The following is a 24,349-nucleotide window of genomic DNA, read 5'->3' as shown; positions in this document are numbered from 1 at the left end:
CTGTTGCCACCGCGTCGCGTGCTTCACGCAATCATCACGTGTCGCGGTGGCAACAGACGCCCCAACTGTGACATGGACAACACCGATTCATGCATGGTACCGATAAGCGGAGGGGAGGTTCTTGGCGGTAACCAGGCGTCAAGGCAAGGATCTCTGCGTGAGCACCATCAGCGACACCGCCAGACCCCCCGTCGATCGCCGCACCCTTGTCTCACTCCTCAGGCGCCTGAACTCCCCGGACGGACAGGCCGACCCCTACCCCCTCCTGGGTGAGCTCAGATCCAAGGGCGACGTCGTGCCCGCCCCCTGGGGAGGCGCCTACTTCGTCACCGGATTCGACGCGTGCAACCAGGTCCTTCGCGGCCGCGAGTGGCTGGCACCGGACTTCGCGTGGCAGGAGCGGCAGGCGCACACCGAGCGCTGGGAGGCCCCCGCCACCCAGGAGATGACGAAGACCCTCTCGCGCCTCAACGCCCCCGAGCACACGTGCCAGCGGCGCAGCCTGGGGAACCTCTTCGACCGATCGACCATCGAGCGGATGACCCCGGACGTCGACCGGGACGTCACCCGCCTCCTCGACGACCTGGCGGAGCGACTGCGTGCCGGTCCGGCCGATTTCGCGGAGACGGTCAGTGAACAGCTGCCGATCAGCACCGTCGGGTCGTGGCTGTCCCTTCCCCCCGAGGACTACCCGCACCTTCTGGAGATCACGCACGACCAGGTCTACGCACAGGAGCTGCTGCCCAGCAGGAGCCAGCTCGCCGTCTCCGCGGAGGCGACGATACGACTGAGGGCGTACTTCACCGAGCTGATCCGGCAACGGCGCGCCACTCCCGGGGACGACGTGCTCAGCGGCTGGATACGCACCTGGGACGAGCTCGAACCCGACCGTGAGGCGGCGGACGAGGTCCTCTACCGGCTGACCATGTTCATCACCATCGCCTCGCTGGAGACCACCGCCACGCTGCTCTCGTCCGTGGTGTGGCACCTGCTCGAAGAACCGAGCCGCTGGACCTGGCTGCGGGAGAACCCCGAGCACATCGATGCGGCCATCGACGAGGCCCTCCGGTACGACCCGCCCATACACATCAACACCCGCGTCGCCGCCGACGACACGGTGCTGGCAGGGGTCCCGGTGGCGAAGGACTCCATGGTGCACGTGATGTACGGTGCCGCCAACCATGACCCACGGCGCAACCCGGATCCGTACACCTTCGACATCCTGCGTGCCGGAACCCACCTCACCTTCGGGGGCGGTGCGCACTACTGTCTGGGCGCCGCCCTCGCCCGACTGGAGACCCGCTCCATGCTCACCCAGCTCCTGCGCCGCTTCCCCACGCTGCGGGCCGTGTCGCCCCCCGTGTTCGCCTCCCGCATGGTCTTCCGACGGGTCACCTCGCTGAGCGTGGCGATATGAAGCTCTCGATGCCCGGCTTCCTCCAGTCGCAGCAACCGGCCGCCGGGCCGGTGCGCACCCTGCGCGAGGGACCCGTCCTGCGCGTGGAACTGAACGACCCCGAGAACGGAAACGTTGTCAGCGGCGCGATGCTGGACGGTCTGCTGGACGTCCTCGCGGTGCCGGACCCCGAGGTACGCGTGCTCGTGCTGAGCGCAGCCGGGGAGGACTTCTGCCTCGGCGGCGACCGCGCCGAGTTCGCCGACTGGCTGGAGGACGACCCCACCGGGCGCGGCATCCGCATCGCGGGCGACAAGGCCCGCCGGGTCTGCGAGGCCCTTTCCACGAGCCAGGCCGTGACCGTCGCCGCCGTGCACGGCAAGGTCATCGGAGCCGGTCTCGCCCTCGCGCTCTCCTGCGACCTGCGGGTGGGTGCCGACACCGCGAGCTTCAGACTGCCGGAGCTGGCCCTCGGGCTGCCCACCGCCTGGGGCGGCGTCCTTCCCCGGCTGATCCACGAGGTGGGTGCGGCTCGCGCCCGCGAACTCATACTCACGGGCCGGGCCTTCGACGCGACGGAGGCGTTCAGCCTGTCCGTCCTGCAGCGCGTCGTGCCCGAGGACGAGCTCGACGAGGCGGTACGTGCGTGGACCAGGCCCATGGTCCGCCGCCCCGAGGCCGCCCTGCGGGTCACCAAGGCCGTGCTCAACTCCTATGCGGCGCCCACCCGGCTGGGCGATCCCTCGTTGCTGGACGCCGAGCTCCTGGCCTCCGTCGCCGCAGCGACCAGGCGGACGCGCGGCACCGGCGGGGCTGATCCGGTCCCGGTCCGGTGAAGCGGCGGCCGTCGCCCCACCGCGTCGTGCCGTCGCCCGTCCGGGTGCGAGGGCGGGCGGTGCCGACGTCGCGTCGCGCCCCATGCCTCGGGCCCGCCGGGATCCGGCTTGCGGCCGAGGGCGGGGGACGGCAGGGTTCGTAGGCGTGGCCACTCTGCTGATCGTTCATCACACTCCGTCGCCGAACTGCCAGGCGCTGTTCGAGGCCGTCGTCTCCGGCGCCACGACGGACGGGATCGAGGGCGTCCAGGTCGTCCGGCGCGCGGCGCTCGCCGCCACGGCGTCCGACGTGCTCGCCGCCGACGGCTATCTCCTCGGCACCCCGGCCAACCTGGGCTACCTTTCCGGTGCACTGAAGCACTTCTTCGATCAGGTGTACTACCCCTGCCTGGACTCCACGCAGGGCCGGCCCTTCGGCTACTACGTGCACGGAGGCAACGACGTCACCGGAGCCGTGCGGGGCATGGAGTCGATCACGACCGGCCTGGGCTGGCGCCGTGCGGCGGACGCCGTGACGGTGACGGGGGAGCCCGGCAAGGCCGACATCGAGGCGTGCTGGGAACTGGGCGCGACGATCGCCGCCGGGCTGATGGACTGACCGGGCCCGCCCGTCACAGGCTGCCGAGCTCGGCCGTCCGGCCCGCCTCGCGCATACCCGGCAGGACGTGCCCCCGCTCTCGTCCCACCGGACGTCGGGGCCGCCCGGGCGCACCGGGGAGACGCTCACGCACCGGGCGCGGAACGAGGCACTGACGGATCCCCGCCGTTCCGCGGGGCCGGGGGGCCTCGGTGGCGGCCCGGCGGGGGCGTTTGTGCCGGGCGGTTCAGGTGCGGTCGATGTGCACGCTGGTCGACTTCACACGGGCGGTGGCCTGCATGCCGACCTCGAGGCCGAGCTCCTCCACGGCCTCCCGGGTGAGGAGCGAGACGAGCCGGTGAGGGCCCGCCTGGATCTCGACCTGGGCCGCGACGTCACCGAGCCTCACCGCGGTGACGATGCCCGGGAAGGCGTTGCGCGCGGAGGTGTACGAGACCTCCTCCTCGCCGGTGCCCGCCTGGGCGACCTCGACGGAGAACGCGGCCAGATCACGGCCGTCGACGAGCCGGCGCCCGCTCTCGTCGCGATGGGTCGCGACCCGGCCGGCGTCCGCCCAGCGGCGGGCGGTGTCGGGGCTGACGCCGAGGAGACGCGCCGCCTGCCCGATCGTGTAGGACTGCATGTGCCACACCTTAGGCGCAGGGAGTTCTGCCCCGCAGAGGGGCTGCCCGGCAACCGTACGGTGGGGCGGTCCGCGACGGCGATGGCCTTCGACTCGTCGCTCCGACGATCCCGAAGGCGTCCCGGGCTGCGCTCCGCAGGACGGGACGGCCCGGCGGGATTCCGCCAAGTCCGATCGTCCGTCGGAGCCGTAGTCGCCCTCCTGGATCCCTCCGGCCCCTGCCGGACCGGCCGCCACCGGAAGCGGAATCACCACCACCACGTCCACCTGGAGCGGGTCGCGGACGGGCGGAGCGGGGCGGAACCCCCGGCGGCGGGAGTGGGGCCATCTCGGCCATCGCCGCGTCGGTTGCTTGACCGGGACCGGCCGGACGGATTGCCTGAACGCCCTCAGGACGGCTTCGGACGAGGGAGAGGGCTCATGGAACCGGCTGACGTATCAGAGGTGTTGAGCTACCCGATCTCCGGCCCCACGGCCCTGGGGCCCCCGGCGGAATGGACGAGTCTCCGGCAGCAGTGTCCAGTGGCCAGGGTGAAGCTGCCCAGCGGTGACGAGGCGTCACTGCTGACCCGGTACGAGGACGTCAAACAGGTCCTGTCCGACCCCCGGTTCTCCCGGCTGCTGAACGCCGACGACGCGGCCCGGATCTCCGACAGCGAATCCGGCGGCGTGTTCAACGAGGGCATGGTCACCGCGCTTCCCCAGGAAGGGGAGGAGCATCAGCGGTGGCGTCGGTCGGTGGTCAAGTGGTTCACCGCCAAGCGCATGGCCGCGCTGCGGCCCGGCATCGAGGCGATGACCGAGCGGCTGATCGACGACATGCTGGAACACGGGCACCCCGCGGACCTCAAGTCGTCGCTGGCGTTCCCGCTGCCGGTGTGGGTCATCTGCGACCTGCTGGGTGTGCCGGACTCGGACCGGGAGAGATTCGCCCACTGGTCCGACAGCGTTCTCAACCTCAATCGCTACACCCAAAGAGAAGTCGCCGCGTCGCAGGCCGAGTTCGACGACTACATGAGCGGTCACATCGACGCCAAGCGGGCCAGGCCCGCCGACGACCTGCTCAGCTCCCTGATCGGATCCGGGCAGGCCGGGGGCGGCGGGATGCCGGACCGGGAGCTGGTTGCCACCGGGCAGGCGCTGCTGGTCGCCGGCCATGAGACGACCGCCAACATGATTGCCAAGATGGTGGCCATGCTGCTCGTCGACCGGAGCCGCTGGGAGCGGCTGCTGGCCGACCGGTCGCTGGTGCGCTCGACGGTGGAGGAGGCGCTGCGTTTCGACGCCAACCCCGGAATCGGTATGCCGCGGTACATCGGTGAGGACACCGCGGTGGGCGGGGCGGTACTGCCACGCGGAACGACCGTGCTGTGCAGCATGGCCGCGGCCAACCGCGACGGGACCGTGTTCGACGGTGCCGAGGACATGATGCTCGACCGCACGCCCAACGCTCACCTGGCGTTCGGCGCCGGTGCCCACTCCTGTCTCGGACAGGCCCTGGCCCGCACGGAGCTGCAGACGGTGCTGGACGTGCTCCTTCGCCGGCTCCCCTCCCTGGAACTCGCGGTTCCCGCAGAAGGCCTGCGCCGGCTGGAGGGGCTGATCGTCGGCGGGCTGGCCGAGGTGCCGGTCAGATGGTGAGCGCGGCGGGCCGTCACCGGAAGCGGACGCAGAACGAGCGGACCCGAGCGCGGCAGGCGCGCTCAGGCCCACCGGCACCGGCCCAGAGGCATCCGTGAACGTCACCGTCGACCAGGACGTCTGTTGCGGCGCGGGCCGGTGCGTGCTGGTCGCACCGGATGTGTTCGACCAGCGGGAGGACGACGGAATCGTCGTCCTCCTCGACGCCGCACCACCGGCCCGCCTGCACACCGCGGTCCGCGAGTCGGCCGAGGTGTGCCCCGCGGCCGCCATCGGCCTGGACGAGGCCGAGGCCACGTGAACCAGCCCCCATCCGTCCTGGTCGTCGGAGCCTCCGCGGCGGACTGACCACAGCCGCGGCGCCCGGAATCCCGCACCGGCGCCACCGAGCAGGCCCGGCGCCGGCGACTCTTCCCGGACACCAGCACGGCCCCACCCCGCCCGCGGGGGTGTTCCGGGCCGGCCGGTGTGATGTTCGCGGCCCGCCGGTCGCTGGGCCTGAGGGAGGAACAGGTCCTTCCACGGGACAGGCGGGGAGTCGCTGGTGTGGGGACGGAGCGTGAGCGGCCGGAATCCGGGGCACGGATGCGCGTTACGAGGTGTGCGCGTACGGGGAGGCGGCCGGTGATCCCCCGGCCCATCGAGGCACTGGAGCGCTTGCTGCCGACGACGTACGGCACCGACGAGCAGGTCGACTGGGCCGTCGCGGAAGCACGGTGGGGGGCCTGTTTCCCCGCCGACTACAAGGCTTTCATGAGGGCCTACGGGGAGGGGTCGGTCGACGACGTGATCGTCGTGCACCGGCCGCTGCCCGCGGACGCGCCGGACGGGTGCCGCCCGGCCGATGCCATGGCCGACGGGACCGGTGCCGTCCGCGAGGTGTGGCGGGTGGAGGCCGACGAGGTCTGGGCCGATCCTGCGGGGACGGATCTGGTGCTCGATCCCGGTGCGCTGCTCGCCTGGGGTACGACCACCGAGGCGGACATCCTCTGCTGGCTGACGACGGACGAGGACCCCGACCGCTGGCCCGTGGTGGTCTGCGGCCGGCACACCGTGCCGACCTTCGCGGTGTACCGCTTCGGGATGGCCGAGTTCCTCCGGAGGCTGCTGGCCGGCAGCTTCGAGTCCGTCCCCCTCAGCGTGGACGGGATGAGGGGGCGCCAGTCGCACGCGTTCGTGAGCCGGGTCGTCCAGCGGGCCCGACGCAGGGCGGGCCTCGACCCCTGGACCGGCGAACTTCCGGCCGGCTGAGGCGACGGCGCCACGATGCTCGTGTGGTGGCGCGGCGTGGACGCACGGTCGGGGAGGCGCGCAGGCAGGGCGACGCCCCGTGCGGTGTGCGCCGGGCTCAGTGCGGCCTCCAGGTGAACTTGCCGCCGCCCACCCACCGGACCGCCGCCGGGTCGTCGAGGTCATGGACCCTGATGCCGGCAGCCCGCGCGATGAACAGCACGTCCGTCATCGAGGTCGCCCGGCCGGCCATCTCTCCGTCGATCTCCATGATGCGGAACGGCGGATCGCCGGGCTGGACGGGCAGGACGGTGATCCGCGGGTTCGTGGGGTGAGGGCGTGCGCTGTCGGTCATGCGCTGATCGATTCCACGCGGCTGCCGCTGATATGCCCTGAAACGTACCAATGAGCCGTATGCCCGATTTAGTGAGTTATCAGTAATTCATCCCGTAATTCATAAAAGGCCATTTCGTGCGACCCGAGTGGTTTCAGGTGGTCGCAAATCGCCCTTTTCGGACCCCGTGACCAGGGTCACTCCCGCGGGTCCCGGACGCATCGACATGTCGACCGGTTCCCTTGCGCGCCAAGAAGGTTGGCATCGTGGGTGTGGGGTTGATTACATGAATTCCGATGGATCGATCTTGCAAGTGAATTGTGATCACGAATTCGGGGCTTGTTCCTTTCGCTATTCCTCGCCTACGGTCACCCTCACTCCGGATGGAACGCCGAATCCTGCCGCCGTCCGGGAACCCGACCACATCTCGTACGGCAGGAGCGGGGGACCCAGGTAAGTGCCGATCCGGTACCCGGAGCGGCTCGGGGTGAAGTCGCATGCACACGCGGCCGGGCATCTCCAGCCCGAACCCGACAGCTCACTTCGCAGGCGGCGGAGAGGAATTCACCATGCCCGCAAAGGGTAAGCACCGTCGTTTCAGGACCAGTTCGCTGACCCGCGGCATCATCGCCGTGAGCACGGGCGGAGCTGCTCTCGCCCTTCCCGTGATCGGCGCGACCGGAGCCTTCGCCGCACCGGCGCAGCCGGTCGCCGTCGAAAAGGTGACCACGTCGACTGCCGTATCAGGCAAGGCGATTGCCGCGCAGAAGTCCGCGCCCGTCACCTATTCCGTGATCATTGGCGATTCCCTTTCCAAGATCGCGCGTGAGCATTCCGTCGAAGGCGGCTGGAAGGCGCTGTACGCCGACAACCGAAAGGCCGTCGGCGGAAACCCCGACCTCATTCACGCCGGTCTGAAGCTGACGATCGGTGCGAAGGCCGAGAGCAAGTCGGCGGACAAGGCCGGAACGGCGGACAAGGCCGAATCCAAGGCGTCCGCCTCCGCCGAGCGGAGTGCCGACCGTGCCGACCGCTCGGACCGCACCGGCACCGCGCTCGCCGCGCAGGGCGCGCCCGCGGCGGCGCCGGCCGCCGCTCCCGCCGCGTACACGAACGACCTCGACGGCTGGATCAAGGAGTCGCTGGCGGTCATGGCCGAGCACGGCATCCCGGGCAGCTACGACGGCATCCACCGCAACATCATGCGTGAGTCCTCGGGCAACCCGATGGCCATCAACAACTGGGACTCGAACGCCGCCGCGGGCATCCCGTCCAAGGGCCTGCTGCAGGTGATCGACCCGACCTTCCAGGCCTACCACGTGCCCGGTACGTCGATGGACAGCTACGACCCGGTCGCCAACATCACGGCCGCGTGCAACTACGCCGCCGACCGGTACGGCTCGATCGACAACGTGTTCGGCGCCTACTGAGGCTCCGCCGTGTGACAGCGGAGCACCGACGACGGGTGGTGCGGGTTCGGAAGAACCCGCACCACCCGTCGTTCGTGTCCGGCGCGGCGGCGGCGGCGATCGGTCGGCATGCGGCACGAGCCTGCCGCGGGTGCGGGGGTGTCGGTGTTCCCCGGGCCGCGGCCCCGCACCGCGGCTTCCCCGCCCGTGCCGACGGGGGCAACCATGCCTGGGGGCGGGGGAGTTGCTCGTGATCGTCGTGGCGTGAGCGACGGGGAACTCCGGTCGGCCGCTCGTGCGGGTGCCTGCCGTGCGCCGGGCATGTCCGTCGGCCGGGGCCGGCGCGACGCCGCCGCGTTCCGGTGGATTCCGCCGCAGTGCCGCGGTGCCCGGCCGTAGGGCGACTGGTCACGTACAGGTTCGTCGACCATACTGCCCGCCGTGGAGCAGCGTATAGATTCCAACACGAAGCCCGAGTTCGCCGCGGGCACGGACCCGGCGTACATCCCCGGCCTGACGGCCCCTGCCCCCGCGCGGACGGAGGGTGGAGCGGAGAAGGCGTCGGAGGTGCCGGAAGAGCCCGAGACGTCCGGTGTGCCCGCCGGTGCCGAGGCGGCGCAGGCGCCGCGGGACGCCGGGCAGGAGCCCGCCGCCCCGGCCTCGCGCGAGGACGGTGACGAGGCCGACGGGCCCGTCTTCGAGGTCAGCGACCGGCGCGGATCCATCCGGGTGGACCGGGACGGCGTCCGGTTCACGCTGGACGACCAGGAGGCGGAGTTCGACTGGAGCGAGATCGGCGCGGTCGAGGTCAAGACCGCCCGCTTCGGGCGTCGGTTCACCGTCACGGTGCACGTGTCGAGCCGCCGGTGGTTCAACGCCGAGGTCGAGGCGGAGGCCCGGAGCAGCCTCAAGGAGTGGACGGCGGAGCTCGACGCCGCGCTGGACGCCTACTTCGAAGAGGACTGACCGCGACACGGTCCGTGGAGCGGTGTGCCGGGCGGGCGAACCGCCCGGCACCCGCCCGGCCGTGCCGTGACTCAGCCCGCGGTGGCTCCGTCGAGCACCACCGATCGGGTGAGGTGACGGGGAAGGTCCGGGTCGAGGCCGCGGGCCGCCGCGCGGGCGATCGCCAGCCGCTGGACCCGGACCAGGTCGGCCAGCGGGTCCAGGCCGCTTTCCACCCAGCGGGCGCCGGTCGCCCGCACCTGCTCCGCCAGGCCCTCCGGCGCGGGGCCGAACATCCAGGTCGCCGTCCCAGCCGCGGCGATGCTGATGGGACCGTGGCGGTATTCCATCGCCGGATACGACTCCGTCCAGGACAGGGACGCCTCCTTCATCTTGAGCGCCGCCTCGTTGGCGAGTCCGACCGTCCAGCCCTGGCCCAGGAAGCTGAACTGGGTGCATTCCAGCAGCCCTTCGGGCAGCGGCCCGGCCAGCGCCGCCTCCGCGTCCCGTACGACGTCGTCGGTGTGCAGCCCGAGATGGGCACGGAACAGGGTGAGTGCGGTCGTGGCGAACCGCGTCTGCACCACGGACCGTTCGTCGGCGAAGTCCAGCACGATCGCCTCGTCGGCGGCCGTCATCACCGCGGTCCGCGGGTCCGCCGTCACCGCCACCGTGCGGGCGGTGCCGCGCAGCCGGGTCAGCAGGTCGAGCACCTCGGTCGTGGTGCCCGAGCGGGTCAGGGCCACGACCCGGTCGTACGAGCGGCCGAAGGGGAACTCCGACGCGGCGAAGGCGTCGGACTCGCCCTGACCGGAGTCCTCGCGGAGCGAGGCGTATGCCTGTGCCATGTAGTACGACGTTCCGCAGCCGACCACGGCGATGCGCTCACCGGTGGCGGGCAGGACGTCGGCCCGGTCGGCCGCGACCCGGGCGGCGCGACGCCAGCACTCCGGCTGGCCGGCTGTCTCGGTTTCGACATGGGACATGTCCGCACTCCGCTTCCGCTGCTGTTCGCACCTGGGATGTCTGGGTGAAATCGGCACCTGTTTGTTCAATTCTGCATGTTACTTGTCTCGATCGAGCAAGAACAAGCATTCTTCTTGCGTTTCAGGAGTCATGGCGGGGACTATTTTCGGCCATGCTCGGTGGGTAGTCGGCGCGATGAGGTTCTGCTGCTTCGGTGGGGGTATCTGTCGAGCGGCTCGATATCGACGGGCGATATCCCGGAATTGTCCGGAAGGTTCTGGAGGTGATCGGGGCCCGGCAACCCCGCACGGTCACCGGCGCGTGACGCACGGCCGAGGTGAGGGGCGATTTTGCGTCAATGGGAGCATGGGTTGGCTGAGTTCGAACGCGCGGTCGGACCGAGGTCGGCATAATCGCCCCATGTCGATCACGGGTGGAGACATCGTCGACCTCGGCGCGGGCCTGCATGCATGGGTTCCGGCCAGGCGGGGCTGGGGGCTGGCCAACTGCGGGCTTCTCGTGTCGCCGCGCGGCGCGCTCTGGATCGACGCCCCGTACGACCGCGCGCTGGCCGGCCAGTTCCTCGCGGAGAGCGAGAAGCTGCTGCCCGACGGGGTGAGCGTCGACCGGGTCATCGTCACCCATGCCAACGGGGACCACTTCTGGGGCGCCGGGGTGCTTCCGGACGCGGAGATCATCGCGACCCGGGAGGCCAAGGAACATCTCCGTCACGAGCCCACCCCGCGGCAGCAGCACGCCCTGGTGGCGGGGGGTGATCCGGCCACACCCCTCGGCGCGTACCTGGGCCGCCACTTCGGGATGTTCGACTGGTCGGCCACCGAGCCGGTGCGTCCGACGACCTTCTTCACCGGAGAGCTCGAACTGACTCTGGGGGACTACGCGGTGCAGGTGTCCGCCCTGCCGCCCGCGCACACCGCGGGCGACCTGATCGTGTACCTGCCCACGCAGCGCACGGTGTTCAGCGGCGACGTCATCTTCTCCTCCACCTCCGAGCGACCCGGGGACCACCCCGTGCATTGGGCCGGCCCGCTGAGCAACGTGATCGACGCCTGCGAGCGGGTACTGGCCACCGGCGCCGAGGTGATCGTGCCCGGCCACGGGCCGGTGCTCGGTCCGGCCGGGGTGCGGGAGCACATCGGCTACCTCTCGTACGTGCGCGAACGCGCCCACGCCCTCCACACGGCAGGCGTGCCCGCGCTCGAGGCCGCGCGCCGGGTGATCCGGGAGCGGCGCCACCCCGCCCTGGGGCTGCCGGAGCGGCTGGTGGTGACCATCGGGAGCGAGTACCGGCACCTGGACGGCGGCGCGGAGCTGCCCGACGTCCTGCAGGTCATGTCCGAGGTCGCGGCGGTGGCGCAGGAGACCGGGGCGTCCCGCGCGGGCGGTGGACCGGCGTGACGCCGGGCCGGAGCCACCGACGGACGACCCGCCGCCCCGCGGCGTGCCTGCCGTGCCCGACAACAGAGACGCGGTGACGCCGTGCTGGGATGGATCGTCGCACTGATCGCCTCCGTGGCGGCGACAGCGGCCGTCGTGCAGACGGACCGGGCCCGGAGGGACGCGTACGGGGCGGCGGCCCGGGTCGAGCTGATCGACCGTCAGCTCAAGGCCGCGGAGGCCCGCACGCTCGCCCTCACCGAGGAGATACGCCAGCTGGGCGAGAAGCGGATCCCCGCCGCGGCCACCGCCCTCTCCCACCGGGCCGCGCCCGTGCCCGGACTGCGGGAGGCGGGCGGCATCGAGGGCGACGCCGCACGTCTGCTGACCGAGGCCGTACAGGCCGCGGGCACGGCGGTCCTGGAGGAACGCCGGCGGGTCGACGCGGCGGCCCGGTCCGCCATGCGCGGCACCTCCGCGAAGATCCAGTCGCTGCTCAACCAGTCGCAGCACCTGCTGCAGGAGCTCCAGCACGAGTACGACGACCCGCGGATCCTGCAGCTCGACTTCCGCAACGAACTGGCCCTGCGCCGCACGCAGGCCACCGCCGTGCTCTGTGACGCCTGGCCCGGACTCGCCCGGCAGAACTCCTCGCTCGTCGAGGTCGTGCTCGGCGCCCAGTCCCGGGTCGCGGGGTACGAGCGGATCAAGGTCGCCAACCATCTGCGTCAGGAGCGGCTCGCACTCGTCGCCCGGGCGGCCGAGCCCTTCGCGATCGCGCTCGCCGAACTGCTGGCCAACGCGACGGCGTACTCGCACCCGGACACCGAGGTGCCGGTGACCGTCCAGCAGACCGCGGGGCGAGGCGCCATGGTCCTGGTCGACGACGCCGGGATCGGCATGGACGACGACGCGCTGAAGCGGGCCCGCGCCCTGCTGGCCGGACCCGACGAGGTGCTGCTCACCGAGCTCGGGGATCCGCCGCAGACCGGATTCGCTGTGGTGGGACGGCTCGTCGCACGGTACGGCTTCAGCTGCCACATCGAGTCGTCCCCGTACGGGGGCATGCGCACGATGCTGCGCATCCCGTCCCATCTGCTGACCGTGATGGACGACGACCGCACGCTGTCGGTGCTCGCGCCGAAGCCCGTGCACGCGCACGGCGCCGTGCCCGCCGATGCCTCGGCCGGCCCGGAGGACCCCGAGGGCGGCGGCTTCGGCGTCCCCGCGCCCGACGAGCCGGTCGCCCCCGCCGCGGCCGGGCCGGTGGCCGGGCTGCCGAGCCGGCGCCGCAGGTCCCGCCGGGCACCCGCCGCCGCTCCGGCCGCCTCCCGCGAGGAGGCCGACGAGCCCGTGGCCCGTACCCCCGAACAGGCCGGAGCCTCCTGGGCGGCGCTCCAGGAAGGCACCCTCAGCGGCAGGAAGGCACCGGGCGGGGACGCGCCCGGCGGAGGCGTCCCCACGCCCCCGGCATCCTCATCGGACGACCAAGGAGACGAGACGTGAGCACCACCCCCACCACCGGTGATCTCGCCTGGGTGCTGACCCCGCTGCTGGAGCTGCCCGGCGTGCAGCACGCCGTGGTCGCCACCGGCGACGGGCTCGTCGAGGGCGCGTCGCCCGGCCTGGACCGCGCCTCCGCCGAGCGTGTCGCCGCGATGACGGCCACACTGCACGCGTCGGCCCGTGCCTTCACCACCGCCTTCACCGAGGCGGAGTCGCCCCGCCTGGCCCAGACGGTCGTGGAGTCCGAACTGGGCTTCGCCATCGTCGTCCCCGCGGGCAGGAACACCACCCTGGCCCTGTTCGCGGCCCCCGACGCGCACCTGGGCAACATCGCGTACCAGATGCAGGTGCAGGTCACCGCGCTGACCCGGGCGATGCACGCCCCCACCCGCCAACCGGACGGTGCCGCCCGGCCATGACCCCCGGCCCAGGGCGCCGCCTGATTCCCGCGTACCTCGTCACCGGTGGCCGCTCCACTCCCACCGGCCCCACGCTCGACCGGCTCGCCGTGCTCATCCGTACGGATGCGGCCCTGCTGCCGGACACCGGTGCGGAGCAGCGCAGGCTGTGTGAACTCCTGGAGCCGGGAGCCCTCACCGTCGTCGAGTGCGCCGCCCATCTGGACCTGCCGGTCAGCGCCACGGTCTTCCTGGCCACGGACCTCGTGGCCGCCGGACATCTGCACGCTCGACCACCGATACCCAGCGCCGGTGAGATCGACCGGTCGCTCGTCGAGAGGCTGCTCGTTGGACTCCGTTCCCTCCACTGACCGGGGCGGCATCGGCTACCTGCCGAGTGCCGCCGAGACCCTGATGAAACTCGTCGTCACGGGTCCCTTCGGCGTGGGCAAGACGACCCTGATCCGTACGCTGTCGGAGATCCCGACCCTGCACACGGAAGAGGCGATGACGCAGTCCAGTACGGGACTCGACGACACCGCCGGCCTTCCGGAGAAGACCACGACCACGGTCGCCGTCGACTTCGGCCGGCTGACCGTCCAGGACGACCTGGTGCTGTACATGTTCGGCACCCCCGGGCAGGAACGCTTCTTCCCCCTCTGGGAGGACATCGCGCGCGGTGCGCTCGGCGCCCTCGTCATCGTCGACACGCGCCGTCTCGGGGACTCCTTCGCCGTCATGGACATGGTCGAGGAGCAGGGACTGCCGTACGCCGTCGCCGTGAACCGCTTCCCCGACGCCCCCGCCCACACGGACGAGGTGCTGCGCAAGCACCTCGACCTCGACCCACGGACCCCGCTGGTGCAGTGCGACGCCCGCGAGCGACGCGGCAGCATCGACGCCCTGATCGCCCTCGCCGAGCACGCGCTGACCCGCCTGCCCCCGTCCCAGGACCTGTCATGACCTTGTCCGCGCCCTCGCCCTACGAGCCGCTCGCCCTGTACGGCCCCGGCTTCGCCGCCGATCCGCACGGCCACTACCGCCGGCTACGGGACCAGGGGCCGCTGGCCCGGGTCCGCATCGCCCCCGGGACCGACGCCATGCTCGTCACGGACTACCAGGCGGCCGTCGATCTGCTGCGCGACACCGAGACGTTCACCAAGGACCCGCGTGCCTGGCAGGCGGGCGTGCCCGCCGACTCGCCGGTCCTGCCGGTGCTCGGCTACCGGCCCACCGCGCTGTTCAGCGACGGTGCCGTCCACGCCCGCTACCGCGACGCCATCAACGACACCCTGGGCCTGATCGAACCGCACCTGCTGAGGGCCGAGGTCTCCCGGGTCGCCCAGCGGCTCATCGGGGAGTTCTCGGCCACCGGCACCGGCGATCTCATCGCCCAGTACGCCCGCAGGCTCCCCCTGCACGTCTTCACCGCGGCCTTCGGCGTGGCACCGCAGGACAGCCGGCGGATCATCCTGGGCATCGCGGGCATGATGGACTCGGCCGGGGACGCGGCAGCCGCGTACGCCGACCTGGTCGGAGTCGTCTCGGGCCTCGTCGCGGACCGGCGGTCCCGGCCGGGCCGCGATCTCACCACCTACCTGCTCCAGCATCCGGCGGGCCTCGACGACGACGAGGCCGTGCGTCAGATCACACTCATCATGAGCGCGGGCCACGACCCCACGACGAATCTCATCGGCAACGCACTGCTGCGCATGCTCAGTGACACCCGCTACGGGGGTTCCCTGCACGGCGGTGCGACGACCGCGCAGGACGCCATCGCCGACGTGCTGTGGCGGGACCCGCCGATCGCCAACATGGGGGCGCACTACCCTCGGCACGACACGGAGTTCCACGGCGTACCGCTCCGGGCGGGGCAACTGCTCCTGGTCTCCTTCGCAGCCGCCAACACGCAGTCGCCGCCGGCCGATTCGGATGCCGCCGCGCGTTCCGGCGACGGCGCCCATCTCGCCTGGTCCACAGGACCGCACCGGTGCCCCGCGAAGCAGCCCGCCCTGCTGATGGCGATCACCGCGATCGAGCAGCTCACCAGCCAGCTCTGCGACCTCGAACTGGCCGTCGAGGCCCGCGAACTGGTCTGGAGGCCCGGCCCCTTCCACCGCGCTCCGGCCCACCTTCCGGTCCGTTTCACCCCGCTCGACACGCTCTCCGAACAGGACGTCCGTCGCGCACCGGAGGGTGCCGATCACGTTCCGGCCCGTGTCGGTGGTACGCCGAACGGGTGAGGGGCGAGAGAATTGCCCCATGGAAAGCGAGCGCAGCCGGCGCACAGCCAACCGGCATACGGACGGGGTGGTTCTGTGAGCAGGTACGACAGGTACGACAGGTACGACAGGTATGACGCCACCGACGAGCAGTGGGAAGGGCTCGCCCAGGTCGTACCCCTGAGGGGGCGTAACGAATGGCCCTCACGGGTCGACCACCGTGCGGTCCCGGCGGAGGAGACCGCCGAGCAGCGGCGTCTGGTCGTCCTGCGGGTCCAGGTGTTCGCGGACGCCCGCGAGGTGGCCGAGTACCTGGTGGCCCAGATCCCGGTGCTGCTGGACCTGACCGGAGCCGAGAGCGACGTGGCTAAGCGGATCCTGGACTTCAGCAGCGGCGTGGTCTTCGGGCTCGGCAGCGGGATGCACCGGGTGGACCGCAACGTCTTCCTGCTCGCTCCGGTGGGCATGGAGGTCGAGGGGGTCACGGCGGCGGGCGTACCTCAATCGTAGGAAGGTTGTGCGGGCGGAACGGTTCGCCGGTCGAGGGCGTGCGTACGGTCCGCTCATGACTGTGATCTCCACGGGGAGCACCACTGCGACGTCGTCGTCCGGTCGTGCGGCCCGCCCCGCCGGCGCCGTCCGTCCCGCTCGACCGGCCCGCCCCGTCGTCAGCGAGCTCCGGCTCGCCGCCTTCGCCTCGCACCGTCGTGCCGTCATCCCGCTCGGCCCGCTCACCCTGCTCGCCGGGGGCAGCGGCGCCGGTAAGTCGACTGCTCTGTGCGGGTACGAGGCGCTGGCGCGGCTGGCCGCCGGCGACCCGCTGGAGGACGTCTTCCCCGACCCGGTGGCCTGGGTGCCCGAACGGGCCGGGGCCGATGCGCAGGGCCGGCGGGGATTCCGGCTCGGATGCACCGTGGAGGGACCGGCCGGTCCGGTGAGGCTGGAACTGGCCGTCCAGGCCGAGCCCACCCTCCGCATCGTCGGTGAGCGCCTGTCGGACGGCGGCGCGACCCTGTTGAGCACGGCGTTGCGGGATCCGGGCCGGTCGGCCGTCCAGGCGGCCTGGCACACCGCGGGAGCGGTCCCGGTGACGCGGGCCCCGTTCCCCGACGACCGGCTCGGCACCGCGCTGCTGCCGTTGCGGGTCGCGGGCACGACGGAGGGGGAGCTGCGGGTGCTGGCCGCCGCCGAGCAGGCGGTGGTGGCCCTGCGGTCGGCCTTCCTCTGCGATCCGCAGCCGCGGCGGATGCGGGCGGCGGTGCCGGTCGGTGAAGGGCGGCTGACGTCCAGCTGCGACAACCTCGCCGAGGTGCTGTACCGCACCCACGGCCAGTGCGCGCAGCGGCACGCCCGGCTGGTCGCCAGCGCGCACACGGGGTGTGCGGGACAGGTGACCGGACTGACCGTCGAGCGGCTCGCGGACGGCAGGGTGCAGGCCCGGACGGAGCGCGGACCCGGGCACAGCACACCTCTGGGACGCCTCGGCGACGGTGAGCTCCGGTATCTGGCCTTCGCCCTCGTCCTGCTGACCGGGCCTCATGTCCTGGTGGTGGACCCGGCGGCGGAGGTGCCCTCGGCCATGCAGTCACTCACCGTGCTGGCCGACGGGTTCGACCGGAGTCTGGACGCGCGGCAGCGGGGGGAGCTGCTCGCACTGGCCACGTCGATCTGCGCGGCCGGACACACGCGGCTGCTGGCGACCGTCACGGAGGCGACCGCGGCATCCGCCCGCGGGACGGAGGGCGTGACAGTGGTAGACCTGGCACCGTGACGGAATTCGATGTAGCGGGACTGCAGCGGCGGCTGGCCGCATTCGCGGCGGCGCGGGACTGGGAGCCCTACCACACCCCCAAGAACCTGGCGGCAGCGCTGAGCGTCGAGGCATCGGAGCTCGTCGAGATCTTCCAGTGGATGACGCCGGAACAGTCGTCGCGGGTGATGGAGGACCCCGGAACGGCGGCCCGCGTCGCGGACGAGGTCGCGGACGTCCTGGCCTATCTGCTGCAGTTCTGCGAGGTGTTGGGCGTCGACGCGCTGGCGGCGCTGGCCGCGAAGATCGAACGGAACGAGACGCGTTTTCCGGTGCCCGACCGCTCTGATTCGCCGGATGGTCACTCTTCGAAGTGATCGACTTATCCACAGTCGACTTCCTGTCCACAGATTTCCGATTTCCTCTGGCTTTACGGTGCCGCTCCCCTCACTGTGGGTAATGGCATAGGTGAACGGGTTTCGTACGGACGGTCTGGGCGACGGGGGAATCGCATGGAAGCGGAGCGACTGATCGAGGCGGGCCGGCGGGCGCTGGCGGAGAGCCGGGGTGCACCGGCCATCATGGCGGAGGTCTGGCAGGCGCAGGCTCTCGCCCGCGCGGTCGGCGGGCAGTTGGTGCGGTGCGGGCCGGCGGAGTTGCGCACCGAGGCGCGCGGCCTCGGTGAGATCGGCGGGCCCGGTGCCGCGCTGCTCGACCACCCGCTGGTGCCGGCGGGGGGCGTGCGGGCGGCCCAGCTCTCCGAAGTGGCCGCGGTGCCCCGGTCGCTGGAGGCACTCGTCCGGCTGCTGGGTGACGTGGGGATCGCCCTCGTCGGCGTTGCCTGCGAGACGGAGGAGGAGGGGCTCTACTGGCAGTGCATCGAGGCGATAGACGCCGTGGACGAGTCGGTGGACCGGGTGCACGGCATGCTGAGACGGCTTGCGGAACAGGAGCGCGAGCGGGAGCCCGACCAGGAGCGTGACGGCCCCTACGGAGTGATCCGCGGACCGGCGGGCTTCCTGCCCGGCCCGTCATGAGCGGACGGGTGCGGTGGATCCGAGGGTGCAGGATGGAGGCATGGATCTGCGAATCTTCACCGAGCCCCAGCAAGGGGCGAGCTACGACACGCTGCTCACCGTCGCCAAGGCCACCGAGGACCTCGGCTTCGACGCCTTCTACCGGTCGGACCACTATCTGCGCATGGGCGCCGGGGACGGGCTGCCCGGCCCGACCGACGCCTGGATCACCCTGGCCGGCCTCGCCCGCGAGACCAAGCGGATCCGGCTCGGCACGCTCATGACGGCGGGCACCTTCCGCCTGCCCGGTGTGCTGGCCATCCAGGTGGCACAGGTCGACCAGATGTCCGGAGGCCGGGTCGAGCTGGGCCTGGGCGCGGGCTGGTTCGAGGAGGAGCACAAGGCGTACGGCATTCCGTTCCCGAAGGAGAAGTTCGGCCGGCTGGAGGAGCAGCTGGCGATCGTCACCGGCCTGTGGGGGACCGAGGCCGGCAAGACATTCAGCTACGACGGCACGTACTACCAGCTCACCGACTCTCCCGCACTGCCCAAGCCGGCCCAGGCCAAGGTGCCGGTCCTGATCGGCGGGCACGGCGCGGTCCGCACCCCCAGGCTGGCCGCCCAGTACGCGGACGAGTTCAACATGCCCTTCGCGTCGATCGAGGACAGCGAGAAGCAGTTCGGCCGGGTCACAGAAGCGGCGAAGGCGGCCGGCCGGGCACCGGACGACCTGGTGTACTCCAACGCCCTGGTGGTCTGCGTCGGCCGGACCGACGCCGAGGTCGCGCGGCGCGCGTCCGCCATCGGCCGGGACGTCGAGGACCTGAGGGTCAACGGGCTGGCCGGCTCACCCGCCGAGGTGGTCGACAAGATCGGCCGGTACGCGGCCATCGGCGCGTCCCGGATCTACCTGCAGGTCCTGGACCTGCACGACCTGGAGCATCTGGAACTCATCTCGTCGCAGGTCCAGTCGCAGCTGAGCTGAGCTGAGCCGAGGTGCGCCGAATCGAGCCGAGCCGAGCCGGACCTGGCCCGGCCGTCGTGAAGACAGGAGTAGCTGTGTCATCCCTCCGAACCCCGGGCGTCCCGCCCGGTCGCACGCTCGGCGACGCGCTTGCCGAGGGGACCGTCGTGCTGGACGGCGGTCTCTCCAACCAGCTGAGGGCGCAGGGGTGCGATCTGTCCGACGCACTGTGGTCGGCCCGGCTCCTGGCCGACGCGCCGGAGCAGATCGAGGCCGCCCACACGGCCTATGTGCGGGCGGGGGCACAGGTGCTCATCACCGCCAGTTATCAGGCGACGTTCGAGGGATTCGAGCGGCGCGGCATCGAGCGGGACCGGGCCGCCGAGCTGATCGCCGGCAGCGTGGGGCTGGCCCGCCGGGCCGGTGCGGTCTCGGAGCGGGAGGTGTGGGTCGCCGCGTCGGTCGGACCGTACGGGGCGATGCTCGCGGACGGCAGCGAGTACCGCGGCCGCTACGGTCTGACCGGCCGGGAGCTGGAGCGCTTCCACCGGCCCAGGGTGGAAGCGCTGGCCGCGGCGGAGCCCGATGTGCTCGCCCTGGAGACGGTGCCCGACATCGACGAGGCCGAGGCGCTGCTGCGGGTGGTCCAGGAATTCCGGGTGCCCGTCTGGCTCTCGTACACCGTGGCCGGGGACCGGACCAGGGCCGGCCAGCCGCTGGAGGAGGCGTTCGAGGTGGCAGCGGGGGTCGACCAGGTCGTGGCCGTCGGGGTCAACTGCTGCGATCCGGCCGACGCGGACCGTGCGGTGGAGGTGGCGGCGGCAGTGACGGGGAAGCCCGTCGTCGTCTACCCGAACAGCGGCGAGGAGTGGGATGCGAAGGGGCGGACGTGGACGGGGCACGGCGCCTTCGACCCGGGGCGGGTGCGGGACTGGCAGCGGTCAGGTGCCCGGCTGGTCGGTGGCTGCTGCCGTGTCGGCCCGTCCGAGATCGCCGAACTGGCCGCGCTGCAAGGGCTGACCGGGTCGTGAAAATGCCTGGTGGGGGGAGGGGCGCGAAGCCATACTCGGACGGGTGTTCCTGACTATCAGTACGACCGGCAGCCCTGAGCGTCCCGCCACCGATCTCGGCTTTCTGCTGCACAAGCATCCCGAGAAGGCACAGGCGTTCTCCACCGCGCACGGCACCGCGCACGTCTTCTACCCCGAGGCGTCCGCGGAGCGCTGCACCGCCGCGCTGCTGCTGGAGGTGGATCCGGTGGCTCTGGTGCGGCGCGGAAAGGGCAAGGGCCGGGGCGGCGCCCCCGACGCGGCGCTCGCCCAGTACGTCAACGACCGGCCCTACGCGGCATCGTCCCTGCTCTCGGTCGCGATGACGACGGTCTTCAAGTCCGCGCTGAACGGGGCCTGCCGGGCCATGCCCGAGCGGGCCCAGGAGCCCCTGCCGCTGCGCATCGAGGTGCCCGCCCTGCCGGCCCGCGGGGGCGCCGAGCTGGTCCGCAAGCTCTTCGGGCCGCTCGGCTGGACCCGGGTGGACGCCGTGGCCGTACCACTGGACGAGCAGTTCCCCGAGTGGGGCGACTCGCGCTACGTGCGGCTCGTGCTGGCGGGGGAGCTGAGGCTCGCCGACGCGCTGCGCCAGCTGTACGTGCTGCTGCCGGTGCTCGACGACGCCAAGCACTACTGGGTGGCGCCCGACGAGGTGGACAAGCTGCTCCGTGCCGGTGAGGGCTGGCTGGCCGACCACCCCGAGCAGAGGCTGATCACCAGCCGCTACCTGTCCCGCCGTTGGGGGCTGACCAGGCAGGCGATGGAGCGGCTGGAGCTCGTGCGGCTGGCCGAGTCGGACGACCTGGAGGTGGAGAGCGTCGACAACGCGGTGGACGAGACCACCGACACGGAGGAGAGGCCGGTCCCGCTCGCCGAGCAGCGCCGGGCGGCGATCCTGGAGGCACTGCGCGCCGCCGGTGCGAGCCGGGTGCTCGACCTGGGCTGCGGGCAGGGCCAGTTGGTGCAGGCGCTGCTCAAGGACGTCCGCTTCACCGAGATCGTCGGTCTCGACGTGTCGATGCGCGCCCTCACCATCGCCTCGCGACGGCTGAAGCTGGACCGGATGGGGGAGCGGCAGGCCGGCCGGGTCACCCTCCGGCAGGGCGCGCTCACCTACACGGACAAGCAGCTGAAGGGGTACGACGCCGCGGTGCTCAGCGAGGTGATCGAGCACCTCGACCTGCCGCGGCTCCCCGCCCTGGAATACGCGGTGTTCGGCTCGGCACGACCGCGGACCGTGCTCGTGACCACGCCGAACGTCGAGTACAACGTCCGCTGGGAGACGCTCCCGGCCGGACACGTGCGCCACGGCGACCACCGCTTCGAGTGGACCAGGGAGGAATTCCGGCACTGGGCGGGGCAGGTCGCAGGGCGCCACGGCTACGCGGTGACGTTCGTGCCCGTGGGACCGGACGACCCCGAGGTGGGGCCGCCCACACAGATGGCCGTTTTCACGATGACCACGGCGGACGCGGCGTCCGGCGGGACCGACGACACGACGAAGGAGACGAAGGCCGCATGACCAGTACCTCTCGCACCCTGCCGGTGACCGACCTGTCCCTCGTGGTTCTCGTCGGCGCCAGCGGTTCGGGCAAGTCCACCTTCGCCCGCAAGCACTTCAGGCCCACCGAGATCGTCTCCTCGGACTTCTGCCGCGGCCTCGTAGCCGACGACGAGAACGACCAGAGTGCCAGTCGTGACGCCTTCGACGTCCTGCACTACATCGCGGGCAAGCGGCTCGCCGCCGGACGGCTCACCGTCGTCGACGCCACCAATGTGCAGGCCGAGAGCCGCAAGCAGCTCGTGCGGCTCGCCCGGGAGTACGATGTACTGCCCATCGCCATCGTGCTGGACCTGCCCGAGGAGGTCTGCCTCGCGCGCAACGCAGGACGCCCCGACCGTGCGGACATGCCCCGTCACGTCGTCCAGCGCCATCGCCGCGAGCTCCGCCGCTCGCTGCGCGGACTGGAGCGCGAAGGCTTCCGCAAGGTGCACATCCTGCGCACCGAGGAGGAGGCCGACAGCGCCGAAGTCGTCCTGGAACGCCGCTACAACGACCTCCGGCACCTCACCGGCCCCTTCGACATCATCGGCGACATCCACGGCTGCAGCGCCGAGCTGGAGTCCCTGCTCGGCAAGCTCGGTTACGCCGACGGCGCGCACCCCGAGGGGCGCACCGCGGTCTTCGTCGGCGACCTCGTCGACCGGGGCCCCGACAGCCCGGGAGTTCTGCGCCGCGTGATGTCCATGGTGGCCGCGGGAGACGCCCTGTGCGTCCCGGGCAACCACGAGAACAAGCTCGGCCGCTACCTCGGGGGCAGGCGGGTCCAGGTCACGTACGGCCTCGCCGAGACCATCGAACAGCTGGAGCGGGTGGACGCCGAGGACCCGGAATTCCGGGAGCGGGTCAAGGAGTTCATCGACGGGCTGGTCAGCCACTACGTCCTGGACGGGGGCAAGCTGGTCGTCTGCCACGCCGGCCTGCCCGAGAAGTACCACGGGCGCACCTCGGGCCGGGTGCGTTCGCACGCGCTGTACGGGGACACGACCGGCGAGACCGACGAGTTCGGGCTGCCCGTGCGCTACCCGTGGGCGGAGGACTACCGCGGCCGCGCGGCCGTGGTCTACGGCCACACCCCGGTGCCCACCACCTCCTGGGTGAACAACACTCTCTGCCTGGACACCGGAGCGGTCTTCGGCGGCAGGATGACCGCGCTGCGCTGGCCCGAGCGGGAGATCGTCGACGTACCGGCCGAGAAGGTCTGGTACGAGCCGGTGAAGCCGCTGACGACCGAGGCGCCCGGGGGCAGGGAGGGCCGGCCGCTGGACCTCGCCGACGTGCAGGGCCGCCGGATCGTGGAGACCCGGCAGATGGGCCGCATCGCGGTGCGCGAGGAGAACGCGGCGGCGGCGCTCGAGGTCATGAGCCGGTTCGCCGTCGACCCGAGGCTGCTGGCCTACCTCCCGCCGACCATGGCCCCGACCGCCACCTCCCACGAGGAAGGCTTCCTGGAGCACCCGGCCGAGGCCTTCGCCCAGTACCGGGCGGACGGCGTCGCGCAGGTCGTCTGCGAGGAGAAGCACATGGGCTCGCGGGCGGTGGCCCTGGTCTGCCGCGACGCGGACACCGCCCGCGAGCGCTTCGGGGCCGACGGCCCGACCGGCGCACTGCACACCCGCACCGGACGGCCGTTCCTGGACGACGCGGCGCTCACCGAGGTGATCCTCGGCAGGCTGCGCACGGCCGTCACCGCCGCCGGACTCTGGGAGGAGTGGGACACCGACTGGGTGCTGCTGGACGCCGAGCTCATGCCCTGGTCCCTGAAGGCGGCCGGGCTGCTGCGCTCGCAGTACGCGGCGGTGGGCGCCGCGTCGGGTGCGGTGCTGCCCGCGGCCGGTGACGCCCTGGCCGCGGCGGAGGCCCGCGGTGTGGACGTGGGCGCCCTCGCCGGCCGCCAGCGGGAGCGTGCCGCGGACGCCGGCGCGTTCACCGAGGCGTACCGCCGCTACTGCTGGAGTACCGAGGGGCTCGACGGGGTCAGGCTCGCCCCGTTCCAGGTCCTCGCCGTGCAGGGGCGTTCGCTCGCCTGCGTACCGCACGACGAGCAGCTGGCCTGGCTGGACCGTCTCGTCGAGCACGACCCGACCGGGCTGCTCCAGGTCACCCGGCGCCTCGTCGTGGACACCGGCGACGACGCCTCGGTGCGCGCCGGCGTCGACTGGTGGCTGGAGATGACCGGGCGGGGCGGCGAAGGCATGGTCGTCAAACCGCTCGGTGCCCTCGTGCGGGACGCGAAGGGCAGGCTCGTCCAGCCGGGCATCAAGGTGCGTGGCCGGGAGTACCTGCGGATCATCTACGGCCCCGAGTACACCAGGCCGGAGAATCTGGACCGGCTGCGTTCGCGGTTCCTCGGCCACAAGCGGTCGCTGGCCCTGCGCGAGTACGCCCTCGGCCTGGAGGCGCTGGACCGGCTGGCCGACGGGGAGCCGCTGTGGCGGATCCACGAGGCGGTCTTCGCGGTGCTCGCCCTGGAGTCGGAGCCGGTCGACCCGCGGCTTTAGGGGCCCG

Annotated in this window: 25 protein-coding genes and 1 riboswitch; of the genes, 22 read left to right on the top strand and 3 right to left on the bottom strand. The window is 71.9% G+C overall.

What is annotated here, in order from left to right; translation table 11 throughout:
* Positions 1–226: 226 nt before the first annotated feature.
* From AB0F38_RS14675 to AB0F38_RS14665, 3 genes are all read left to right on the top strand, one after another.
* The gene (locus tag AB0F38_RS14675) at positions 227–1,417 is read left to right on the top strand and encodes a cytochrome P450 (RefSeq protein WP_361892191.1); all 1,191 of its coding nucleotides are present in this window, start codon (positions 227–229) and stop codon (positions 1,415–1,417) included.
* Entirely contained in the window at positions 1,414–2,232 is an 819-nt protein-coding gene (locus AB0F38_RS14670; protein ID WP_361891927.1) for an enoyl-CoA hydratase/isomerase family protein, read from the top strand. Before AB0F38_RS14675 ends, AB0F38_RS14670 begins: the two co-directional genes overlap by 4 nt.
* Positions 2,233–2,377: 145 nt before the next feature.
* Positions 2,378–2,830 (top strand): flavodoxin family protein, encoded by a 453-nt coding sequence (locus AB0F38_RS14665; protein WP_361891924.1) that lies wholly within the window; start codon positions 2,378–2,380, stop codon positions 2,828–2,830.
* Positions 2,831–3,056: 226 nt separating this feature from the next.
* Here the strand turns inward: AB0F38_RS14665 and AB0F38_RS14660 are convergent, their stop codons facing one another.
* Positions 3,057–3,452, bottom strand: a complete 396-nt coding sequence (locus AB0F38_RS14660) for a helix-turn-helix transcriptional regulator (RefSeq protein WP_361891921.1) — start codon at positions 3,450–3,452, stop codon at positions 3,057–3,059.
* Between the two features lie 420 nt (positions 3,453–3,872).
* Between AB0F38_RS14660 and AB0F38_RS14655 the strand changes: the two genes are divergently transcribed.
* The 3 genes from AB0F38_RS14655 to AB0F38_RS14645 all read left to right on the top strand — a co-directional run bounded on the left by AB0F38_RS14655 (position 3,873) and on the right by AB0F38_RS14645 (position 6,344).
* On the top strand, positions 3,873–5,093 hold the full coding sequence (locus tag AB0F38_RS14655) for a cytochrome P450 (protein ID WP_361891918.1): 1,221 nt from the start codon (positions 3,873–3,875) through the stop codon (positions 5,091–5,093).
* A gap of 94 nt (positions 5,094–5,187) precedes the next feature.
* Positions 5,188–5,394 (top strand): ferredoxin, encoded by a 207-nt coding sequence (locus tag AB0F38_RS14650; RefSeq protein ID WP_361891915.1) that lies wholly within the window; start codon positions 5,188–5,190, stop codon positions 5,392–5,394.
* 323 nt (positions 5,395–5,717) lie between these two features.
* Positions 5,718–6,344, top strand: coding sequence for an SMI1/KNR4 family protein (locus AB0F38_RS14645; RefSeq protein ID WP_361891912.1), 627 nt, complete (start codon positions 5,718–5,720; stop codon positions 6,342–6,344).
* 97 nt (positions 6,345–6,441) lie between these two features.
* On the opposite strand, the gene AB0F38_RS14640 is transcribed toward AB0F38_RS14645, so the two are convergent.
* Positions 6,442–6,678 carry a hypothetical protein gene (locus AB0F38_RS14640; RefSeq protein WP_361891909.1) on the bottom strand — a complete coding sequence of 79 codons (237 nt, stop codon included), beginning with the start codon at positions 6,676–6,678 and terminating at the stop codon, positions 6,442–6,444.
* A gap of 358 nt (positions 6,679–7,036) precedes the next feature.
* A riboswitch (cyclic di-AMP (ydaO/yuaA leader) is annotated at positions 7,037–7,222 on the top strand.
* Between the two features lie 4 nt (positions 7,223–7,226).
* Here AB0F38_RS14640 and AB0F38_RS14635 point away from each other — a divergent pair.
* Together AB0F38_RS14635 and AB0F38_RS14630 are read left to right on the top strand one after the other, a co-directional pair.
* Positions 7,227–8,087 carry a LysM peptidoglycan-binding domain-containing protein gene (locus AB0F38_RS14635; protein ID WP_361891906.1) on the top strand — a complete coding sequence of 287 codons (861 nt, stop codon included), beginning with the start codon at positions 7,227–7,229 and terminating at the stop codon, positions 8,085–8,087.
* 420 nt (positions 8,088–8,507) lie between these two features.
* A complete protein-coding gene (locus tag AB0F38_RS14630) occupies positions 8,508–9,032 on the top strand; it encodes a hypothetical protein (RefSeq protein ID WP_361891903.1) in 525 nt (174 codons plus the stop codon).
* A gap of 71 nt (positions 9,033–9,103) precedes the next feature.
* Here the strand turns inward: AB0F38_RS14630 and AB0F38_RS14625 are convergent, their stop codons facing one another.
* On the bottom strand, positions 9,104–9,997 hold the full coding sequence (locus AB0F38_RS14625; RefSeq protein ID WP_361891900.1) for a sugar isomerase: 894 nt from the start codon (positions 9,995–9,997) through the stop codon (positions 9,104–9,106).
* A 400-nt stretch (positions 9,998–10,397) separates the two neighbouring features.
* Here AB0F38_RS14625 and AB0F38_RS14620 point away from each other — a divergent pair, with 400 nt between their 5' ends.
* The 14 genes from AB0F38_RS14620 to AB0F38_RS14555 all read left to right on the top strand — a co-directional run bounded on the left by AB0F38_RS14620 (position 10,398) and on the right by AB0F38_RS14555 (position 24,342).
* Complete coding sequence (locus AB0F38_RS14620; protein ID WP_361891897.1) at positions 10,398–11,396, top strand: MBL fold metallo-hydrolase; 999 nt, start codon at positions 10,398–10,400, stop codon at positions 11,394–11,396.
* Positions 11,397–11,477: 81 nt separating this feature from the next.
* Complete coding sequence (locus AB0F38_RS14615; RefSeq protein ID WP_361891894.1) at positions 11,478–12,881, top strand: ATP-binding protein; 1,404 nt, start codon at positions 11,478–11,480, stop codon at positions 12,879–12,881.
* Entirely contained in the window at positions 12,878–13,300 is a 423-nt protein-coding gene (locus AB0F38_RS14610; protein ID WP_361891891.1) for a roadblock/LC7 domain-containing protein, read from the top strand. Before AB0F38_RS14615 ends, AB0F38_RS14610 begins: the two co-directional genes overlap by 4 nt.
* On the top strand, positions 13,297–13,650 hold the full coding sequence (locus AB0F38_RS14605) for a DUF742 domain-containing protein (protein ID WP_361891889.1): 354 nt from the start codon (positions 13,297–13,299) through the stop codon (positions 13,648–13,650). Before AB0F38_RS14610 ends, AB0F38_RS14605 begins: the two co-directional genes overlap by 4 nt.
* Positions 13,628–14,242: an ATP/GTP-binding protein gene (locus AB0F38_RS14600; RefSeq protein ID WP_361891886.1), complete on the top strand. Its 615-nt coding sequence runs from the start codon at positions 13,628–13,630 to the stop codon at positions 14,240–14,242. The genes AB0F38_RS14605 and AB0F38_RS14600 overlap by 23 nt, the downstream gene beginning before the upstream one ends.
* Positions 14,239–15,522, top strand: a complete 1,284-nt coding sequence (locus AB0F38_RS14595; protein ID WP_361891883.1) for a cytochrome P450 — start codon at positions 14,239–14,241, stop codon at positions 15,520–15,522. Before AB0F38_RS14600 ends, AB0F38_RS14595 begins: the two co-directional genes overlap by 4 nt.
* Positions 15,523–15,597: 75 nt before the next feature.
* On the top strand, positions 15,598–16,011 hold the full coding sequence (locus AB0F38_RS14590; RefSeq protein ID WP_361891880.1) for a cell division protein SepF: 414 nt from the start codon (positions 15,598–15,600) through the stop codon (positions 16,009–16,011).
* 7 nt (positions 16,012–16,018) lie between these two features.
* Entirely contained in the window at positions 16,019–17,272 is a 1,254-nt protein-coding gene (locus AB0F38_RS14585) for an ATP-binding protein (protein WP_361891877.1), read from the top strand.
* Entirely contained in the window at positions 17,269–17,628 is a 360-nt protein-coding gene (locus tag AB0F38_RS14580) for a nucleotide pyrophosphohydrolase (RefSeq protein WP_361891874.1), read from the top strand. The genes AB0F38_RS14585 and AB0F38_RS14580 overlap by 4 nt, the downstream gene beginning before the upstream one ends.
* 135 nt (positions 17,629–17,763) lie before the next feature.
* Positions 17,764–18,288 (top strand): DUF6099 family protein, encoded by a 525-nt coding sequence (locus AB0F38_RS14575; RefSeq protein WP_361891871.1) that lies wholly within the window; start codon positions 17,764–17,766, stop codon positions 18,286–18,288.
* Between the two features lie 40 nt (positions 18,289–18,328).
* Positions 18,329–19,252: an LLM class F420-dependent oxidoreductase gene (locus AB0F38_RS14570; RefSeq protein ID WP_361891868.1), complete on the top strand. Its 924-nt coding sequence runs from the start codon at positions 18,329–18,331 to the stop codon at positions 19,250–19,252.
* Positions 19,253–19,326: 74 nt separating this feature from the next.
* Entirely contained in the window at positions 19,327–20,262 is a 936-nt protein-coding gene (mmuM, locus tag AB0F38_RS14565; RefSeq protein WP_361891865.1) for a homocysteine S-methyltransferase, read from the top strand.
* A gap of 43 nt (positions 20,263–20,305) precedes the next feature.
* Positions 20,306–21,802 carry a 3' terminal RNA ribose 2'-O-methyltransferase Hen1 gene (locus AB0F38_RS14560; protein WP_361891862.1) on the top strand — a complete coding sequence of 499 codons (1,497 nt, stop codon included), beginning with the start codon at positions 20,306–20,308 and terminating at the stop codon, positions 21,800–21,802.
* Positions 21,799–24,342 (top strand): polynucleotide kinase-phosphatase, encoded by a 2,544-nt coding sequence (locus AB0F38_RS14555; RefSeq protein ID WP_361891859.1) that lies wholly within the window; start codon positions 21,799–21,801, stop codon positions 24,340–24,342. The genes AB0F38_RS14560 and AB0F38_RS14555 overlap by 4 nt, the downstream gene beginning before the upstream one ends.
* Positions 24,343–24,349: the final 7 nt, after the last annotated feature.

It is taken from the genome of Streptomyces sp. NPDC025273 (assembly GCF_040638585.1).
In the GTDB taxonomy this organism is placed as follows: domain Bacteria; phylum Actinomycetota; class Actinomycetes; order Streptomycetales; family Streptomycetaceae; genus Streptomyces; species Streptomyces cinereorectus.
This window is presented reverse-complemented; position numbering and strand designations above follow the sequence as displayed.

Bases quoted from the DNA above. Each gene is read 5' to 3' on its own strand.
- AB0F38_RS14655 (WP_361891918.1), top strand. From the start codon at position 3,873: ATGGAACCGGCTGACGTATCAGAGGTGTTGAGCTACCCGATCTCCGGC.
- AB0F38_RS14595 (WP_361891883.1), top strand. From the start codon at position 14,239: ATGACCTTGTCCGCGCCCTCGCCCTACGAGCCGCTCGCCCTGTACGGC.
- AB0F38_RS14640 (WP_361891909.1), bottom strand. From the start codon at position 6,678: ATGACCGACAGCGCACGCCCTCACCCCACGAACCCGCGGATCACCGTC.
- AB0F38_RS14570 (WP_361891868.1), top strand. From the start codon at position 18,329: ATGGATCTGCGAATCTTCACCGAGCCCCAGCAAGGGGCGAGCTACGAC.
- AB0F38_RS14605 (WP_361891889.1), top strand. From the start codon at position 13,297: ATGACCCCCGGCCCAGGGCGCCGCCTGATTCCCGCGTACCTCGTCACC.
- AB0F38_RS14555 (WP_361891859.1), top strand. From the start codon at position 21,799: ATGACCAGTACCTCTCGCACCCTGCCGGTGACCGACCTGTCCCTCGTG.
- AB0F38_RS14625 (WP_361891900.1), bottom strand. From the start codon at position 9,997: ATGTCCCATGTCGAAACCGAGACAGCCGGCCAGCCGGAGTGCTGGCGT.
- AB0F38_RS14635 (WP_361891906.1), top strand. From the start codon at position 7,227: ATGCCCGCAAAGGGTAAGCACCGTCGTTTCAGGACCAGTTCGCTGACC.
- AB0F38_RS14575 (WP_361891871.1), top strand. From the start codon at position 17,764: ATGGAAGCGGAGCGACTGATCGAGGCGGGCCGGCGGGCGCTGGCGGAG.
- AB0F38_RS14620 (WP_361891897.1), top strand. From the start codon at position 10,398: ATGTCGATCACGGGTGGAGACATCGTCGACCTCGGCGCGGGCCTGCAT.
- AB0F38_RS14660 (WP_361891921.1), bottom strand. From the start codon at position 3,452: ATGCAGTCCTACACGATCGGGCAGGCGGCGCGTCTCCTCGGCGTCAGC.
- AB0F38_RS14670 (WP_361891927.1), top strand. From the start codon at position 1,414: ATGAAGCTCTCGATGCCCGGCTTCCTCCAGTCGCAGCAACCGGCCGCC.